Here is a 16,500-nt window from a genome sequence, read left to right as displayed (position 1 = left end):
TCGCCGTTCGAGAGTGCCGCCATGGCTCGCAAGAAAACCGCCCCCGATTTCGAGCAGTCGCTTGGCGAACTGCAGACCCTGGTCGAGCGCCTGGAAAGCGGCGAGCTGTCCCTGGAGGACTCGCTGGCCGCCTTCGAGCAGGGCATCCGCCTGACCCGCGAGTGCCAGGGCGCGCTCGGCCAGGCCGAGCAGAAGGTGCAGATGCTGCTCGGCCAGGGCGACGCCGCGCACAGCGTCCCCTTCGACCCGGAGTCCCCCGCGCCATGAACCTCAAGGACTACCAGGCCGCCTGCCAGGGCCGCGTCGACGCCGCGCTGCGCCGCCTGTTCGCCGCGCCGCGCGCCGAACTGCGGCGGCTCTACCAGGCGATGGCCTACAGCGTGGTCAACGGCGGCAAGCGCGTGCGCCCGCTGCTCGCCTACGCCGCCTGCGAAGCCCTCGGCGGCGGCGCCGAGCGGGCCGACGGCGCGGCCTGCGCGGTGGAGCTGGTGCATGCCTACTCGCTGGTCCACGACGACCTGCCGGCGATGGACGACGACGACCTGCGCCGCGGCCAGCCGACCACCCACATCGCTTTCGACGAGGCCTGCGCCATCCTCGCCGGCGACGGCCTGCAGGCGCTGGCCTTCGAGGTGCTCGCCGATGCCGCGCATAACCCCCAGGACGCCGACACCCGGCTGGCGATGGTCGCCCGCCTGGCCCGCGCCGCGGGGCCGGCGGGCATGGTCGGCGGCCAGGCCATCGACCTCGGCTCGGTGGGCGTGCAGCTCGACCAGGCCGCGCTGGAAACCATGCACCGGCACAAGACCGGCGCGCTGATCGAGGCCAGCGTGTGCCTCGGCGCCCTGGCCAGCGGCCGCAGCGACGCCGCCAGCCTCGACGCCCTGCAGCGCTACGCCCGCGCCATCGGCCTGGCCTTCCAGGTGCAGGACGACATCCTCGACGTGGAGAGCGACACCGCGACCCTCGGCAAGACCCAGGGCAAGGATCAGGCCCACGACAAGCCCACCTACCCGGCGCTGCTCGGCCTCGACGCCGCCAAGGCCTACGCCCTGGCCCTGCGCGACCAGGCACTGGCCGCGCTGGAGCCGTTCGACCAGCGCGCCGACGCCCTGCGCGAGCTGGCCCGCTACATCGTCGCGCGCAGCCACTGAGGCCGGCCGCCGGCAGCGCCCGGCAGGCAAGCTCCCCGGCGAGCCCGCGCACCTAGCGCGCTCGCCACCACGCCGGCCTCGCGCCATCCCTGCACTGCGCCTCGCGCAGGAGACGCGGTGGCGCCAGCGGCCCGCCGCGCTACCCCCGGCGCCGCGACCTTCGCCTTGCTTGGGCACCCCGTCCGCTTCGGGTAAACTCGCGCATCTTTTGTCCGACTGCCGAAACCGCCCGATGCCCAAGACGCTGCACGAGTTTCCCCGCCAGCGGCCCGACACGCCCCTGCTCGACCGCATCGACAGCCCCGCCGTGCTGCGCACCCTCAGCGAAGGCGAGCTGGATACCCTGGCCGACGAGCTGCGCCAGTACCTGCTCTACACGGTGGGCCGCACCGGCGGGCACTTCGGAGCCGGGCTCGGCGTGGTCGAGCTGACCATCGCCCTGCACCACGTCTACCACACGCCGGAAGACCGCCTGGTGTGGGACGTCGGCCACCAGGCCTACCCGCACAAGATCCTCACCGGGCGCCGCGAGCGGATGGCCAGCCTGCGCCAGAAGGACGGCTTGGCCGCCTTCCCGCGGCGCAGCGAGAGCGAGTACGACACCTTCGGCGTCGGCCACTCCAGCACCTCGATCGGCGCCGCGCTGGGCATGGCCCTGGCCAACCGCCTGCAGGGCAACGAGCGGCGCACCGTGGCGGTGATCGGCGACGGCGCGCTGACCGCCGGGATGGCCTTCGAGGCGCTCAACCACGCCTCGGAAACCGCTGCCGACATGCTGGTGGTGCTCAACGACAACGACATGTCGATCTCGCGCAACGTCGGCGGGCTGAACAACTACCTGACCAAGATCCTCTCCAGCCGCACCTACGCCAGCATGCGCGAGGGCAGCAAGAAGATCCTCTCGCGCATCCCCGGCGCCTGGGAGATCGCCCGGCGCACCGAGGAGCATGCCAAGGGCATGCTGGTGCCCGGCACCCTGTTCGAGGAGCTGGGCTGGAACTACATCGGTCCCATCGACGGCCACGACCTGCCGACCCTGATCGCCACCCTGGGCAAGATGCGCGAGCTCAAGGGCCCGCAGTTCCTCCACGTGATCACCAAGAAGGGCAAGGGCTTCGCCCCGGCCGAGGCCGACCCCATCGGCTACCACGCCATCGGTAAGCTGGAGATCGACAGCAGCGCCGCGCCCAAGGCCAGCGGGCCGAAATACTGCGAGGTGTTCGGCCAGTGGCTGTGCGACATGGCCGCCGCTGATGAGCGGCTGATCGGCATCACCCCGGCGATGAAGGAAGGCTCCGACCTGGTGGCCTTCGCCGAGCAGTACCCGGAGCGCTACTTCGACGTCGCCATCGCCGAGCAGCACGCGGTGACCCTCGCCGCCGGTCTGGCCTGCGAGGGCGCCAAGCCGGTGGTGGCGATCTACTCGACCTTCCTGCAACGCGCCTACGACCAGCTGATCCACGACGTGGCGGTGCAGGATCTCGACGTGCTGTTCGCCATCGACCGCGCCGGCCTGGTCGGCGAGGACGGCCCGACCCACGCCGGCAGCTTCGACCTCTCCTACCTGCGCTGCATCCCCGAGATGCTGGTGATGACCCCCAGCGACGAGAACGAGCTGCGCCTGCTGCTGACCACCGGCTACCAGCACCAGGGCCCGGCGGCGGTACGCTACCCGCGCGGCACCGGCCCCAACGCGCCGATTTCCCCGGCGCTGGACAGCGTGGAGATCGGCAAGGGCGTGGTCCGCCGCCGCGGCAGCGGCCCGGTCGCCCTGCTGGTGTTCGGCGTGCAGCTGGCCGCCGCCCTGGAAGTGGCCGAGACGCTCGACGCCACGGTCGCCGACATGCGCTTCGTCAAGCCGCTGGACGCGGCGCTGGTGCGCGAGCTGGCCGCCGGCCACGCGCTGCTGGTGACCGTCGAGGAGAACGCCGTCATGGGCGGCGCCGGCTCGGCGGTCGCCGAGTTCCTCGCCGCCGAGGGCATCGTCATGCCGCTGCTGCAGCTCGGCCTGCCCGACCGCTACGTCGAGCACGCCAAGCCGGCGCAGATGCTCGCCGAATGCGGCCTGGACGCCGCCGGCATCGAGCGCGCGGTCCGCGCCCGCCTGCAGCGCCTCGGCCACTGAGCCACGCCTCCCGGCCGGGAGGCGGCGCCCCGGACCCTACCCGGCGCAGGCGGCCCGCAGCGGCTTCCGTCTGCGGCAAGGGCGGGCCGCGCCGCCCCAGGTGCGGCGCCTCTTGCAGCGCAACAAGGCTGCATCGGATAGAATCCCCCAGGCCCGGCAAGCCTGCGCCGCGCCTGCTGTCATGGCCCGGCAATACGACTGTGGCACAAGCCTCCAGGCATCTGCGGCGCCCCGCGTCGGCACCGCCCACTTCTGTCCGCATCGCAACAAAAGGATTTCTCATGGACCGCATCAACTCGCTCGCTGGCAAGAAAGGCCTGATCGTCGGCATCGCCAACGACAACTCCATCGCCTACGGCTGCGCCCGCGTGCTCAAGAGCCTGGGCGCCGAGTTCGCCGTGACCTACCTGAACGAAAAGGCCGAGCGCTTCGTCCGCCCGCTGGCCGAGGAACTGGAAAGCCCGATCATCGCGCAGATGGACGTGGAGAAGCCCGGCGAGCTGGAAGCGGTGTTCCGCAGCATCGAGGAGACCTGGGGCAAGCTGGACTTCGTCATCCACTCCATCGCCTTCTGCCCGATGGACGACCTGCACGGCCGCGTCACCGACTGCTCCAAGGAAGGCTTCCTGCAGGCCATGGGCGTGTCCTGCTACTCGCTGATCGAGATGGCGCGCCTGGCCGAGCCGCTGATGAAGGACGGCGGCTCGATCATCACCATGAGCTACTACGGCGCCGACAAGGTGGTCGAGAACTACAACGTGATGGGCCCGGTCAAGGCCGCCCTGGAATCCACCGTGCGCTACCTGGCCGCCGAGCTGGGCCAGCAGCGCATCCGCGTCCACGCCGTGTCCCCCGGCCCGCTGAAGACCCGCGCCGCCTCCGGCATCGCCCACTTCGACAAGCTGATCGAGGAAGCCATCGAGCGCACCCCGCAGCACCGCCTGGTGGACATCGAGGACGTCGGCATGACCGCCGCCTTCCTGATCTCCGACGCCTCGCGGGCGATCACCGGCGAAGTGATCTACGTCGACGGCGGCTTCCACATGATGGCCTGACGGCCGCCCGCCTCCCGCCGGCGGCGCCGCGCCGCCGGCGCTTCCCGTTCACGCACCTTCAGCCAAGGACCGAGCGATGACCCGTGACGAACGCGCTTTCGACGACATCATCCAGGCCGCCCTGCGCCATCCGCCGACGCGGATGGCGGTGGCCCACCCCTGCAGCCCCGACGCCCTGTGCGGCGCCATCGAGTCGGCCGAGGCCGGCCTGATCGAGCCGATCCTGGTCGGCCCGCGCAACCGCCTGCTCGACATCGCCGAGGGCGCCGGTCTCGACCTGTCGCCCTACCGCCTGGAAGACGTGCCGCACAGCCACGCCGCCGCCGCCCGCGCGGTGGAGCTGGTGCGCAGCGGCGAGGCCGACTCGCTGATGAAGGGCAGCCTGCACACCGACGAATTCATGGGCGCGGTGCTCGACCGCCAGACCGGCGTGCGCACCGACCGCCGCATCAGCCACGTCTACGTGATGAAGGTGGAAAGCTACCCGCGCTACCTGTTCATCACCGACGCGGCGATCAACATCGCCCCCGACCTGGCCACCAAGCGCCACATCGTGCAGAACGCCATCGACCTCTGCCACGCGCTGGGCATCGCCCGGCCCAAGGTGGCGATCCTCGCCGCCGTGGAAACCGTCACCGCCTCGATGCCGGCGACCATCGACGCCGCCGCGCTGTGCAAGATGGCCGACCGCAAGCAGATCACCGGGGCGATCCTCGACGGCCCGCTGGCCTTCGACAACGCCATCTCCCACGCCGCCGCCGACAGCAAGGGCATCGACTCGCCGGTGGCCGGCGATCCGGACATCCTGCTGGTCCCCGACCTGGAAGCCGGCAACATGCTGGCCAAGCAGCTCAGCTACCTGGCCGCCGCCGCCTCGGCCGGGGTGGTGATGGGCGCACGGGTACCGATCGTGCTCAACAGCCGCGCCGAGGACGCCCGCGTGCGCCTGGCTTCCACCGCGGTCGCCGCGCTGGCCGCCCGCCATCGCCTGCAGAGCGGCGAGGTGCGCGGATGAGCGCCCCGCTGCTGGCCCTCAACGTCGGCTCGGCCACCCTCAAGTTCACCACCTTCGACATCCAGGGCCGCGAGCCGCGCGTGCTGGTGCGCGGCCTGGTGGACGGCATCGGCCAGGCCGAAGGCCGCCTCGCCGCCCGCACCGCCGACGGCCAGGTGCTCTGCGACGAACCGCTGCGCGAGGTGCGCCACGAGAACGCCATCGCCCAGGTGCTGGCCCTGGCCGAGAGCGGCCGGAACCGGCCGGGCGCCATCGTCCACCGCGTGGTCCACGGCGGCGAGCTGTTCTCCCGCGCCACGCGGGTCGACGGCGAGGTCTGCGCCCAGCTGCACAGCCTCACCCCGCTGGCCCCGCTGCACCAGCCCGCCGCCCTCGCCGGCCTGGAGGCGGCGCGCCGCGCGGCGCTCGGCGTGGTGCAGATCGCCTGCTTCGATACCGCCTTCCACGCCACCCAGGACCCGTTGGCCACCCGCTTCGCCATCGACCGCCGCTGGCACGACGCCGGGGTGCGCCGCTACAGCTTCCACGGCCTATCCTACGCCGCGATCAGCCACCAGCTGCCGGCGGTACTCGGCGAGGGCGAGGCCGACAAGCGCGTGGTGGTCCTGCACCTGGGCAGCGGCTCCAGCGGCTGCGTCCTGCACCGCCGGCGCAGCGTCGCCAACAGCACCGGCATGGGCGCCTGCGAGGGACTGATGATGGGCACCCGTCCCGGCAACCTCGACCCCGAGGTGCTGCTCTACTGGATGGAGCACGGCGGCATGGACATCCCCGCGGTACGCCGCGAGCTGTACCGCAACTCCGGCCTGCTCGGCGTCTCCGGCGAGTCCTCGGACATGCGCGTGCTGCTGGCCAGCGACTCGCCCCAGGCGCGTCTGGCGGTGGAACTGTACTGCTACCGCGCGGCCCGCGAAGTCGCGGCCCTGGCCGCCCAGGCCGGCGGCGTCGACCATCTGGTGTTCACCGCCGGGATCGGCGAACGCAGCGCCACCGTGCGCGCGATGATCCTCGAACGCCTGAGCTGGCTGGGGTTCGCCCTCGACGCCGCGACCAACGCCGCCCAGGCCGTCCATGGCGGCGCCGCCCGCCTGAGCAGCGCCGACAGCCAGCGCGGCATCTGGGTGATCCCCACCGACGAGGAAGGCCAGATGGCCCGCGAGGCCATGGCCCTGCTCGCCGGCTGAAGCGCCCCGGCGCCGGCCCTCCCGCCGGCGCCGCAGGGCGCCCCGCGATTGCTTTCGCCGCCGCCAGCCCGTAAGGTGCGCGGCGTTTTGCATTCCGTCAGGGTGCGCAGGCCTGGCCTGCGTTAAACGGGAAGCCGGTGCGCTCCATGGGAGCAAGGCCGGCGCTGCCCCCGCAACGGTAATCGACCGCAGGCCTCGGCCTGCCACCTTGCCCAACGGCCACTGGGGATTCCCCGGGAAGGCGGGCCAAGGGTCGACAGCCCGGAGACCGGCCCCGACGGATTCGACAGGTGTTGCGGAGGGCCGCACCGTCAGTCGCGCGCCGTCCGGCGCGTCTCTGCTTTCTGCCCTCCTCGAAAGTCTGCCCCATCACTTTTGAGGATTCCTCGATGAAGCTTTCCCCTCTGGCGCTGGCCGTTGCCCTGGCGCCGGGCCTTGTTTTGGCCGAAACCGAACAGACCAGAAAGAACAGCGAACTGCCCCCCCTGGTGGTGACCCGCGCCACCGCACTGCACAACCCGGTACCGAGCAGTGTGGCGGTCATCGACCGCCAGCAGATCGAAGCCAGCGCCAGCCACGACCTGCTCGACCTGCTGCGCAGCCAAGCGGGCCTGCAGGTCCGCGACACCATGGGCGACGGCAACCGGGTTGCGCTCAGCCTGCGCGGCTTCGGCGAGAACGCCGGCAATAACACGCTGATCCTGGTCGACGGCCGCCGCCTCAACCAACCCAGCCTGGCCACCCCGGATCTCAACGCGGTACCGCTGGACAACATCGAGCGCATCGAGATCATTCGTGGCACCGGCACCGTGCTGTACGGCGACCAGGCCGTCGGCGGGGTGATCAACATCGTCACCCGCACGCCGCAGCACAACGAGGCCTATGTCGAGACCAGCATCGGCAGTCACGACCTCGAAGCTTACCGGGGTCGCCTGTTCCAGCAGCTGGGCGGAGGTTTTTCGCTGTACGCCAGCGGCGAAACCCGCAACAGCGACAACTACCGCGACCACAACAATGCCAGCTACAGCAATGCCTTCACCCGCCTGCGTTATGACCATGCCGCTGGCCATGCGCTGTACGAATACCAGACGGTAGACGACGAACTGCTGTATCCGGGCTCGCTCACGCTCGACCAGCGCCGGGCCGACCGCAAGCAGAGCCTGTCCAGCGACTGGAACGACAGCAAGACCCAGGTACACCGCTTCGCCCTCGAGCAGCGTCTGAACGCGATCTGGACCGCCAATTTCGACTACAGCCACAGCGATCAGGATGGCGTCGGCCAGTTTTGGACCCCGTTCGAGCAGGGCACCCGCATCGAAAGCCTCAGCCCGCGCCTGACCGCCCGCTGGGACAGCAGCCTCGGCCGCAGCGAATGGCTGCTCGGCCACGACCACATCACCAGCGACTATGAGCTGTCCTCCTCCAGCACCGAGTTTCGCCAGACCCTGCGCGACTGGTATACCCAGCTCAGCCAGCCGCTCGGACATGACCTGACCCTGACCCTCGGCTACCGCGCCAGCGAGGCGGAAGACCGCAATCATGCGGCCAACCGCAGCCATTCCGACCGAGAGGACAGCAGCAGCATCGGCCTGAGCTGGCAGGCCAACCAGCAGACGCGCCTGTTCATCAAGCGCGAGGACGTGCTGCGCTGGGCCAACGTCGACGAGAATGGCTTTACCCTGCCCGGCACCACCTTCCTCAAGCCGCAGACCGGCGAATCCTGGGAAAGCGGGATCGAATGGAGCGACGGCCGTCAGCGCTACCAGGCCAGCCTGTACCGCCTCGAACTGAATGACGAGATTCTCTACGACGCGATCATCGCCAATCCTGCGTCCCAGAATGGGCGCGGTGCCAACATCAATCTGGACAAGACCCTGCGCAAGGGGCTGCTGCTGGAGGCCGAACGCCAGTTGAGCGAGCGCCTGAGCATCGGCGGCCAGTACAGCTTCACCGACGCCGAATACCGCGCCGGCAGCTTCCAGGGTAACGACGTACCCTGGGTCGCCCGCCACAGCGGCAGTATGCACGTCGGCTATGAGCTTCTGCCCGGCCTGACAAGCCAGCTGGAAGCCGTCTACACCGGCCGCCGCCACTACTCGAGCGACGATGCCAACAGCCTGCGCAAGGCCGGCAGCTACACCCTGCTCAACGCGGCCTTGCGCTACGACTACCGGCAGTTCAATGCCAAGCTGCGCATCAACAACCTGACCGGCAAGCGCTACGATGCCTTCGCCAGCGCCAACAGCCGCTACCCGGCACCGGAAGAAGACGTGCAGCTCAGCGTCGGCTACCGCTTCTGACCAGGGCACCAGCCTGCACTCCGCCTCGGGGATGCAGGCTGGCGCGCAGCGTCAGGGTACAGAGCCCGCCCTGCGCCGGTGCGCGGCGCGCGCCGCGGGCGCCATCGCGGGGCAGTCGGACAGCCCCGCGGCTTTGGGCTACCATGCCCGCATCACCACTCCCCTGCCGCGAGGCCCGCATGTCCGATACCGTCCGCAGCGACGTTCGCCTGATCAAGAAGTATCCCAACCGTCGCCTGTACGACACCCACACCAGCAGCCATGTGACCCTGGCCGACATCCGCCAGCTGGTGATCGACGAAACGCCCTTCCAGGTGGTGGACGCCAAGAGCGGCGAGGACCTGACCCGCAGCATCCTCCTGCAGATCATCCAGGAGGCCGAGCGCGACGGCGAGCCGATCTTCTCCAGCGAAATGTTGCAGAGCATCATCCGTTTCTACGGCCCCTTCCAGGGCATGCTCGGCAGCTATCTGGACAAGAGCATCCAGGCGGTGATCGAGGTGCAGAAGCAGACCGGCGAGCAGTCGACCCAGGCCTGGAACGACTTCCTGCGCAGCCAGATGCCGGTGATGCAGAACCTCATGCAGCAGTATCTGGAGCAGTCGAAGAAGCTCTACCTGAGCACCCAGAACATGTTCGGCCTGTTCGGCGCCCGCCCGGGCGCAAATAAAAAAGGCGACGGGGATCAGTGATCCACCGTCGCCAGTGACGCTCAACGAGTCGAGCGCCGGCACATGATCGGTTACTTGCTGGCGGCCTTGCTCGCGTTGCGGGCGGCCTGGGTGGCAGCCTGGGTCGCTTGGGTGGCGGCCTGGGTCGCGGCCTGAGTAGCCTGGGTGGCTTGCGCGGCAGCCTGGGTCGCGGCCTGGGTCGCAGCATTGGCGGCGGCGGCGATGCTGCTCTCGGCCATTTCGGCGGCCTGCTTGGCGACTTTCTGCGCGCTTTCCAGCACGCTGCCGGCGCTTTCGATAGCCGACTTCAGCACGGCGACCGCCGGCTCGGCGCTGGCCGGAGCGTTGCTGCTGATGGTTTCCAGGGCTTCCTGCACCTGCTTGGCACCGACCGCTACCTGCTTCTCGCCCAGCTTGGCCACTTCGGCCTGGGTGCTGGACAGCAGGTCATAGATCTTGCGGTTGAATTCGAGCAGGCGTTCGGCCTGGCTCATCGGCTGCACGAAGGCGCCCTGCAGCTGGAACAGCGACTGCGGATCGCGGGTGTTGAGCAGTTGGCGGCAGGCCTCGAACTGGTCTTCGGACAGGGCGCGCAGGGCCTTGAGCTGCAGCTGGGCGAGGTGCTCGATACCCTCGAACATCTTGCCGTTCATCTGCTGCAGCAGCTCCAGGTTGGCGGTCTGAATGGATTGCATCTTTTCAGCATCAAAGAAGGACATGCTCGAATCTCCTGACGAGAGCGGGGGTCGTATCGAACCTGCAATTCGAACCCGACTGTCCTGAGGCGCTGTCTCGGCTCGATCTGCAAGTGAATTGTTGCACTGCAAAATGAAATCTGCAAGGCGATTTTACCGCACCGCAAAAACTTCACACGACAGTCACATGGCACCGGACTTGCACAACCGATCCGGCGTCCGGCGACGGCGCGCCCGGCAGATTTCCGCCGCCACCATTGCAGAGCGGCACGGGCGATGCAAGGCGAAACGCGGTAAGCGTGAGCCGGGACAATACCCCGGCCGGCCGGCACCACTACAATCCGCCGCGCTTCCCTCAAGCTGTCATCTATGCCCCGCATGATGATCGGGCGAGGGCAAGCTGCATGGACGACATGCATCGCCATCGACGCCGCCGCCGCATCCCGGCACCGGAGGCACGCACGGCCAGGAACACGGCAGCGCGGCACGAGAAAAACAGAAGAACGAGGAATGCACATGAGCAAGCAACGCATCGCACTGGTCACCGGCGGCATGGGCGGCATCGGCACCGCCATCAGTCAGCGTCTGGCCAAGGACGGTTTCATCGTGGTGGTCGGCTGCACCCCGAACTCCTCGCGCCGCGACAGCTGGCTGGCCCAGCAGCGCGACCTGGGCTTCGACTTCCACACCTGCGAACACGACGTCACCGACTGGGAAAGCACCCGCGCCGCCTTCGCCGCGATCCGCGAGCAGCTCGGCCCGATCGACGTGCTGGTCAACAACGCCGGCATCACCCGCGACGCCAGCTTCCGCAAGATGACTCCGGAAAACTGGCACGCGGTGATCGACACCAACCTCACCGGCCTGTTCAACGCCACCAAGCAGGTGGTCGAGGACATGCTGGCCCAGGGCTGGGGGCGGATCATCAACATCTCTTCGGTGAACGGCCAGCGCGGCCAGTTCGGGCAGACCAACTACTCGGCGGCCAAGGCCGGCATCCACGGCTTCACCATGGCCCTGGCCCGCGAGGTGGCCGGCAAGGGCGTGACCGTCAACACCCTCTCCCCCGGCTACATCGAGACCGACATGACCGCGGTGATCCGCCCGGAGATCCTCGAGAACATCGTCGCCGGCATTCCCGCCGGCCGCCTGGGCAAGCCGGCCGAGATCGCCGCGATGATCGCCTGGCTGGCTTCCGACGATGCCGCCTACGCCACCGGCGCCGACTTCTCGGTCAACGGCGGCTTGAACATGCAGTAACCCTCCGGCGGGCACGGCAGGCGCCGTGCCCGCCCCTCCCTGAACTTCCAGAGTCCGGAGCTCCATGATGAAAGATGTCGTCATCGTCGCTGCAACCCGTACCGCCATCGGCGCCTTCCAGGGCAGCCTGGCCAGCCTGAGCGCCGCCGACCTCGGCGCGGCGGTGATCCGCCGCCTGCTGGAGCAGAGCGGCCTGAACGGCGCCGAGGTGGACGAGGTGATCCTCGGCCAGGTACTGACCGCCGGCTGCGGGCAGAACCCCGCCCGCCAGGCGGCGATGCGCGCCGGTCTGCCGCACACCGTGCCGGCGATGACCGTCAACAAGGTCTGCGGCTCCGGCCTCAAGAGCGTCCAGCTCGGCGCCCAGGCCATCGCCTGCGGCGACGCCGAGATCGTCATCGCCGGCGGCCAGGAAAGCATGAGCCAGGCGCCCTACCTGCTGCCCGCCGCGCGCACCGGCCTGCGTCTGGGCCACGGCCAGGTGCTCGACAGCCTGATCGCCGACGGCCTGTGGGACGCCTTCAACGACTACCACATGGGCATCACCGCGGAGAACCTCGCCGAGCAGTACGGCATCTCCCGCGACGCGCAGGACGCCTTCGCCGCCGCCTCGCAGCAGAAGGCGCTGGCCGCCATCGCCGCCGGGCGCTTCGAGGCCGAGATCGCCCCGGTGAGCATCGCGCAGAAGAAGGGCGAACCGCTGGTGTTCGCCCGCGACGAACAGCCGCGCGGCGAAACCACCCTGGAGTCCCTGGCCAAGCTGCGCCCGGCGTTCAAGAAGGACGGCACGGTCACCGCCGGCAACGCCTCGACCCTCAACGACGGCGCCGCCGCGGTGCTGCTGATGAGCGCCGACAAGGCCGCGGCCCTCGGCCTGCCGGTGCTCGGGCGCATCGCCGCGGCGGCCAGCGCCGGGGTCGACCCGGCGATCATGGGCATCGGCCCGGTGGACGCCACCCGCCGCTGCCTGGACAAGGCCGGCTGGCAGCTCGCCGAAGTCGAGCGTATCGAGGCCAACGAGGCCTTCGCCGCCCAGGCCCTGGCGGTCGGCCAGGCGCTGGGCTGGGACGCCGAACGGGTCAACGTCAACGGCGGCGCCATCGCCCTCGGCCACCCGATCGGCGCCTCCGGCTGCCGCATCCTGGTCAGCCTGCTGCACGAAATGCAGCGCAGCGGCGCGCGCAAGGGACTGGCGACCCTGTGCATCGGCGGCGGTCAGGGGGTGGCTTTGGCCATCGCACGCTGAGATCATTGGCGCACCGAACGATGTTCCCCGCAGGGCGGCCCGGCCGCCCTGCCCGTTTTTCAATCCCCCTCATCCAGGAATGATCGCCATGGATCCAAACCCGGCCCTCTCCGGTTTCTGGTCGGCTCAAACGCCCTTCCTCGCCCACATGACCCTGCAGCAGCTGCGCCTGTGGGTCGCCGCCAACCCCTGGTTCAGCGAGACGGACATCGCGCCCTGGTTCGAGGTGCCCCAGGAGCGCCTCAACCAGCTGCAGCTTGACTACCAGCAGGAATGGTCGAACCTCGGCCTGCAGCTGCTGACCCGCCAGCCGCTGCCCCTCGACGACCCGCGCTTCGCCGCGCCGCAATGGCAGGAGCCGCTGTTCGGCTCGATGGCCGCCGGCTACCTGCTCAATTCGCGCTTCCTCCTGCAGCTGGTGGAAGAACTGCGCATTCCCGACGAGCGCTCGCGCCAGCGCCTGAACTTCCTCCTCGAACAGGCCCTGGCCGCCATCGCGCCGAGCAACTTCCTGCCCAGCAACCCCGAAGCCCTGCAGCGCATGGTGGAAAGCGGCGGCAGCAGCCTGTTCAACGGCATGCTGCACCTGCTCAACGACCTCAAGGACGGCAAGCTGCGCCAGAGCAGCAGCGACGACTTCGTGGTCGGCCGCGACCTGGCCACCACTCCGGGCGCGGTGGTGTTCGAGAACGAGCTGTTCCAGCTGATCCACTACGCGCCGCAGACCGACACCCAGTTCCAGCGGCCGCTGCTGATCGTCCCGCCGGCGATCAACAAGTTCTACATCCTCGACCTCAAGCCCGACAACTCGCTGGTGCGCCACGCCCTGGAACAGGGCCACTCGGTGTTCCTGATGTCCTGGCGCAACATCAAGGAAAGCCTCGCCCACAAGACCTGGGACGACTACCTGCAGCACGGCATCATCACCGCCCTGCGCACCGTGCGCTCGATCAGCGGCGAGCGCCGGGTCAACTGCATGGGCTACTGCGTCGGCGGCACCCTGCTCAGCTGCGCCCTGGCGGTGCTCGGCGCGCGCGGCGACCACGAGATCGGCAGCGTGACCCTGCTGACCACCTTCCTCGACTTCGCCGACACCGGCCCGGTCGGGGTGTTCGTCGACGAGAAGCTGGTCGACTACCGCGAGCGCACCATCGGCGGGCTGAACGGCCGCTACGGCATCTTCCGCGGCGAGGACATGGGCAACACCTTCTCGCAGCTGCGCCCCAACGACCTGTGGTGGAACTACAACGTCAACAAGTACCTCAAGGGCGAGAAGCCGCGGCCCTTCGACATGCTGTTCTGGAACAACGACAGCACCAACCTGCCCGGCCCGATGTACTGCTGGTACCTGCGCCACACCTACCTGCAGAACGACCTCAAGTCCGGCGAGCTGGAGTGCTGCGGGGTCAAGCTGGACTTCGCCAACGTCCAGGCGCCGGCCTATGTGCTGGCCGCCGAGGAAGACCACATCGTGCCGTGGCGCAGCGCCTACGCCAGCGGCGCGCTGCTCAAGGGCCCGCGCCGCTTCGTGCTGGGCGCCTCCGGACACATCGCCGGGGTGATCAACCCGCCGGCCAAGAAGAAGCGCCAGTACTGGACCTGCGACCAGGTGCCGGACAGCGCCGACGCCTGGCGCGAGCAGAGCACCCAGCATGCGGGCAGCTGGTGGGGCGACTGGTTCGCCTGGCTGGAGCAGCATGCCGGCGAGCGCCGCCCGGCCGCGCCGTGCGGCAGCGCCGAGTACCCGCCGCTGGAAGCGGCGCCCGGCCGCTACGTCACCGAGTGACGGCATCGAGCCCCGACCCTGCGGTCGGGGCTCTTGCATTGGGGGGCAGCCATTGCCGCCTCAGGGCTGCGCCCGGCTCAGCAGCTCGCACAAGCGGGCGGTGGCCGCCAGCATCTGGAAGCTCGGCCGCTCCAGGCCGCGATCGGGCACCAGCCAGACCTGCCGCTTGCGCACCGCACGCAGCTGCGGCCAGTCCTGCCAGCCTTGCGCCTGGGCCGGGGTGCCGACCAGGATCACCGCCGGATCGCGCCCCAGCACCGCCTCGACGCCGACCTGCGGCGCCGGCAGGGCCAGATCGGCGAACACGTTGCGCGCCCCGCACAGGCGCAGCGCGTCGCTGACGATCTGCCGCCCGCCGAGGGTGTACATCGGCCGGTCCCAGACCTGATAGAACACCGCCAGCGGTTCGCTGCGCGCATAGCGCGCCGCCAGCGAGCGCGCTCCGGCGCGCATGCGCTCGGCCAGCCGCTCGCCCGCGTCGCGATGGCCGAGGGCCGCGCCGATCTGCGCGAGCTGCCCGGCCAGTTCGTCGAAGCTGTGGGGCTGCGCCTCGATCAGCGCGATGCCCAGGCCGCGCAGCTGCGCCTGCATGGCCGGGCCGACGCTGTCCGGCCAGAGCAGGATCAGATCCGGCTGCAGGCTGAGCAGCACCTCCAGATTGAGCTGGCCGTGACGGCCGAGGGACGGCAGGTGCTCCAGGCCCGGCGGACGCGGGCCGCCGTCGAGCACGCCGACCAGGCGCTCGCTGGCGCCCAGCTCGACGACGATCTCGCTCAGCGAGGGCGCCAGCGCCACCACCCGCCGCGCGCCCTCGTCCGCCCGCGCCGGCAGGCCGGGCAGCACAACGACGAGCAGAACGAGCAGCAGCAGGAACGCCGGCCGGCGCGGCGCGGCGCAACCGCCCGGCGCCATCAGTCGAGCTGGCGCGGCAGGCGGTAGAGGATCGCGATGGTCAGGCTGGCCGCCACCAGCAGCAGCACCGGCACGCCGTGCAGGCCGGCGAGGCGTCCCAGCGCGGCCAGCCAGGCCGGCAGCAGGGCGCCGAGCAGGCCGTTGCGCTGCGCCTCGGCGAGGCGCTGCCAGGCCGGCGTCTCGTCGGCGCTGCCGCGCGCGCGGGCGCAGGCGATCAGCGCCAGCTTGTAGCGCCGGAACAGCGGTAGGCTGACGAACATGCCCAGCAGGGCGACCACGAACAGCGGCATGTGCAGGTCGTCGCCGAGCAGCCCGCGCGCCGGGCCGAACAGCGCCAGCAGCAGCAACGGCAGCAGGCTCAGCGCCAGCAGCGCCCACCAGCGGCGGGCGAAGGCCGGGCGGTGCAGCAGCGCGCCGCTCATTCGTCTTCGGCCTGATGCAGGTTGCCGAGCAGGTGGCCGAGCTTGCCGGCCTTGGTCGCCAGGTAGTGGCGGTTGTGCGGATTGAGCCCGCTGTGCAGCGGCACGCGCTCGGCCAGATGGATGCCGTAGACCTCCAGCGCCTTGAGCTTGCGCGGGTTGTTGGTCATCAGCCTGAGCTCGCGGATGCCCAGATGGTCGAGCATCGGCCGGCACATCGCGTAGTCGCGCTGGTCGGCGGAAAAGCCCAGGCGCTCGTTGGCTTCCACGGTGTCGGCGCCGGCGTCCTGCAGCTCGTAGGCGCGGATCTTGTTGAGCAGGCCGATGCCGCGACCCTCCTGGCGCAGGTAGAGCAGCACGCCGCGGCCCTCGGCGGCGATGGCCGCCAGCGCCGCTTCCAGCTGGGCGCCGCAGTCGCAGCGCAGGCTGAACAGCGCATCGCCGGTCAGGCATTCGGAGTGCAGACGGCCGAGTACCGGCGCGCCGTCGGCGACATCGCCCAGGGTCAGGGCCACGTGCTCCTTGCCGGTTTCCTCGTCGAGGAAGCCGTGCATGGTGAACACGCCAAAGGGGGTGGGCAGCTTAGAGGCGGCGACGAAGACGACGGACACCGGGACACTCCTGCGGATCGGTAAGGCGGGCGATTGTAGCAGCAGCGCCCGGCGGATTGGCGCGGGG

Annotated in this window: 15 protein-coding genes and 1 riboswitch; of the genes, 11 read left to right on the top strand and 4 right to left on the bottom strand. The window is 69.9% G+C overall.

The annotated features are described in order from the left end of the window. Positions 1-21 precede the first annotated feature (21 nt). From BLU22_RS06860 to phaR, 8 genes are all read left to right on the top strand, one after another. Complete coding sequence (locus BLU22_RS06860) at positions 22-267, top strand: exodeoxyribonuclease VII small subunit (protein WP_090213139.1); 246 nt, start codon at positions 22-24, stop codon at positions 265-267. Continuing rightward, positions 264-1,154: a (2E,6E)-farnesyl diphosphate synthase gene (gene ispA, locus BLU22_RS06855; protein ID WP_090213138.1), complete on the top strand. Its 891-nt coding sequence runs from the start codon at positions 264-266 to the stop codon at positions 1,152-1,154. Before BLU22_RS06860 ends, ispA begins: the two co-directional genes overlap by 4 nt. A gap of 232 nt (positions 1,155-1,386) precedes the next feature. Continuing rightward, positions 1,387-3,279, top strand: a complete 1,893-nt coding sequence (gene dxs, locus BLU22_RS06850; protein WP_090213136.1) for a 1-deoxy-D-xylulose-5-phosphate synthase — start codon at positions 1,387-1,389, stop codon at positions 3,277-3,279. 281 nt (positions 3,280-3,560) lie between these two features. Continuing rightward, complete coding sequence (gene fabI / locus BLU22_RS06845) at positions 3,561-4,334, top strand: enoyl-ACP reductase FabI (protein ID WP_090213134.1); 774 nt, start codon at positions 3,561-3,563, stop codon at positions 4,332-4,334. A 76-nt stretch (positions 4,335-4,410) separates the two neighbouring features. Further along, the gene (locus tag BLU22_RS06840) at positions 4,411-5,349 is read left to right on the top strand and encodes a bifunctional enoyl-CoA hydratase/phosphate acetyltransferase (protein WP_090213132.1); all 939 of its coding nucleotides are present in this window, start codon (positions 4,411-4,413) and stop codon (positions 5,347-5,349) included. After that, positions 5,346-6,533, top strand: coding sequence for an acetate/propionate family kinase (locus BLU22_RS06835; RefSeq protein ID WP_090213131.1), 1,188 nt, complete (start codon positions 5,346-5,348; stop codon positions 6,531-6,533). The genes BLU22_RS06840 and BLU22_RS06835 overlap by 4 nt, the downstream gene beginning before the upstream one ends. Before the next feature lie 83 nt (positions 6,534-6,616). Further along, positions 6,617-6,824: riboswitch (cobalamin riboswitch) on the top strand. 98 nt (positions 6,825-6,922) lie between these two features. Then, a complete protein-coding gene (locus BLU22_RS06830) occupies positions 6,923-8,833 on the top strand; it encodes a TonB-dependent receptor (RefSeq protein WP_090213129.1) in 1,911 nt (636 codons plus the stop codon). A gap of 179 nt (positions 8,834-9,012) precedes the next feature. Continuing rightward, positions 9,013-9,525: a polyhydroxyalkanoate synthesis repressor PhaR gene (phaR, locus tag BLU22_RS06825; protein WP_090213128.1), complete on the top strand. Its 513-nt coding sequence runs from the start codon at positions 9,013-9,015 to the stop codon at positions 9,523-9,525. Between the two features lie 50 nt (positions 9,526-9,575). Here phaR and phaP read toward each other — a convergent pair whose 3' ends face one another. Beyond that, positions 9,576-10,223 carry a TIGR01841 family phasin gene (gene phaP, locus BLU22_RS06820; protein WP_090213126.1) on the bottom strand — a complete coding sequence of 216 codons (648 nt, stop codon included), beginning with the start codon at positions 10,221-10,223 and terminating at the stop codon, positions 9,576-9,578. A gap of 492 nt (positions 10,224-10,715) precedes the next feature. Here phaP and phbB point away from each other — a divergent pair, with 492 nt between their 5' ends. From phbB to phaC, 3 genes are all read left to right on the top strand, one after another. After that, positions 10,716-11,459 carry an acetoacetyl-CoA reductase gene (gene phbB / locus BLU22_RS06815; protein WP_090213124.1) on the top strand — a complete coding sequence of 248 codons (744 nt, stop codon included), beginning with the start codon at positions 10,716-10,718 and terminating at the stop codon, positions 11,457-11,459. 67 nt (positions 11,460-11,526) lie between these two features. Next, positions 11,527-12,705, top strand: a complete 1,179-nt coding sequence (locus BLU22_RS06810) for an acetyl-CoA C-acetyltransferase (RefSeq protein WP_090213122.1) — start codon at positions 11,527-11,529, stop codon at positions 12,703-12,705. A gap of 88 nt (positions 12,706-12,793) precedes the next feature. Next, positions 12,794-14,491, top strand: coding sequence for a class I poly(R)-hydroxyalkanoic acid synthase (gene phaC, locus BLU22_RS06805; protein WP_090213121.1), 1,698 nt, complete (start codon positions 12,794-12,796; stop codon positions 14,489-14,491). Positions 14,492-14,551: 60 nt separating this feature from the next. Here the strand turns inward: phaC and BLU22_RS06800 are convergent, their stop codons facing one another. Genes BLU22_RS06800 through ribA form a run of 3 tightly spaced genes read right to left on the bottom strand, consistent with a single transcriptional unit; the run spans position 14,552 to position 16,433 of the window. Beyond that, positions 14,552-15,403 carry a cobalamin-binding protein gene (locus BLU22_RS06800; RefSeq protein WP_090213119.1) on the bottom strand — a complete coding sequence of 284 codons (852 nt, stop codon included), beginning with the start codon at positions 15,401-15,403 and terminating at the stop codon, positions 14,552-14,554. Further along, on the bottom strand, positions 15,403-15,825 hold the full coding sequence (locus BLU22_RS06795; RefSeq protein WP_090213117.1) for a hypothetical protein: 423 nt from the start codon (positions 15,823-15,825) through the stop codon (positions 15,403-15,405). The genes BLU22_RS06800 and BLU22_RS06795 overlap by 1 nt, the downstream gene beginning before the upstream one ends. After that, positions 15,822-16,433: a GTP cyclohydrolase II gene (ribA, locus tag BLU22_RS06790; RefSeq protein ID WP_090213116.1), complete on the bottom strand. Its 612-nt coding sequence runs from the start codon at positions 16,431-16,433 to the stop codon at positions 15,822-15,824. Before ribA ends, BLU22_RS06795 begins: the two co-directional genes overlap by 4 nt. Positions 16,434-16,500: the final 67 nt, after the last annotated feature.

This window comes from Pseudomonas guangdongensis (assembly GCF_900105885.1).
Lineage (GTDB): Bacteria > Pseudomonadota > Gammaproteobacteria > Pseudomonadales > Pseudomonadaceae > Geopseudomonas > Geopseudomonas guangdongensis.
This window is presented reverse-complemented; position numbering and strand designations above follow the sequence as displayed.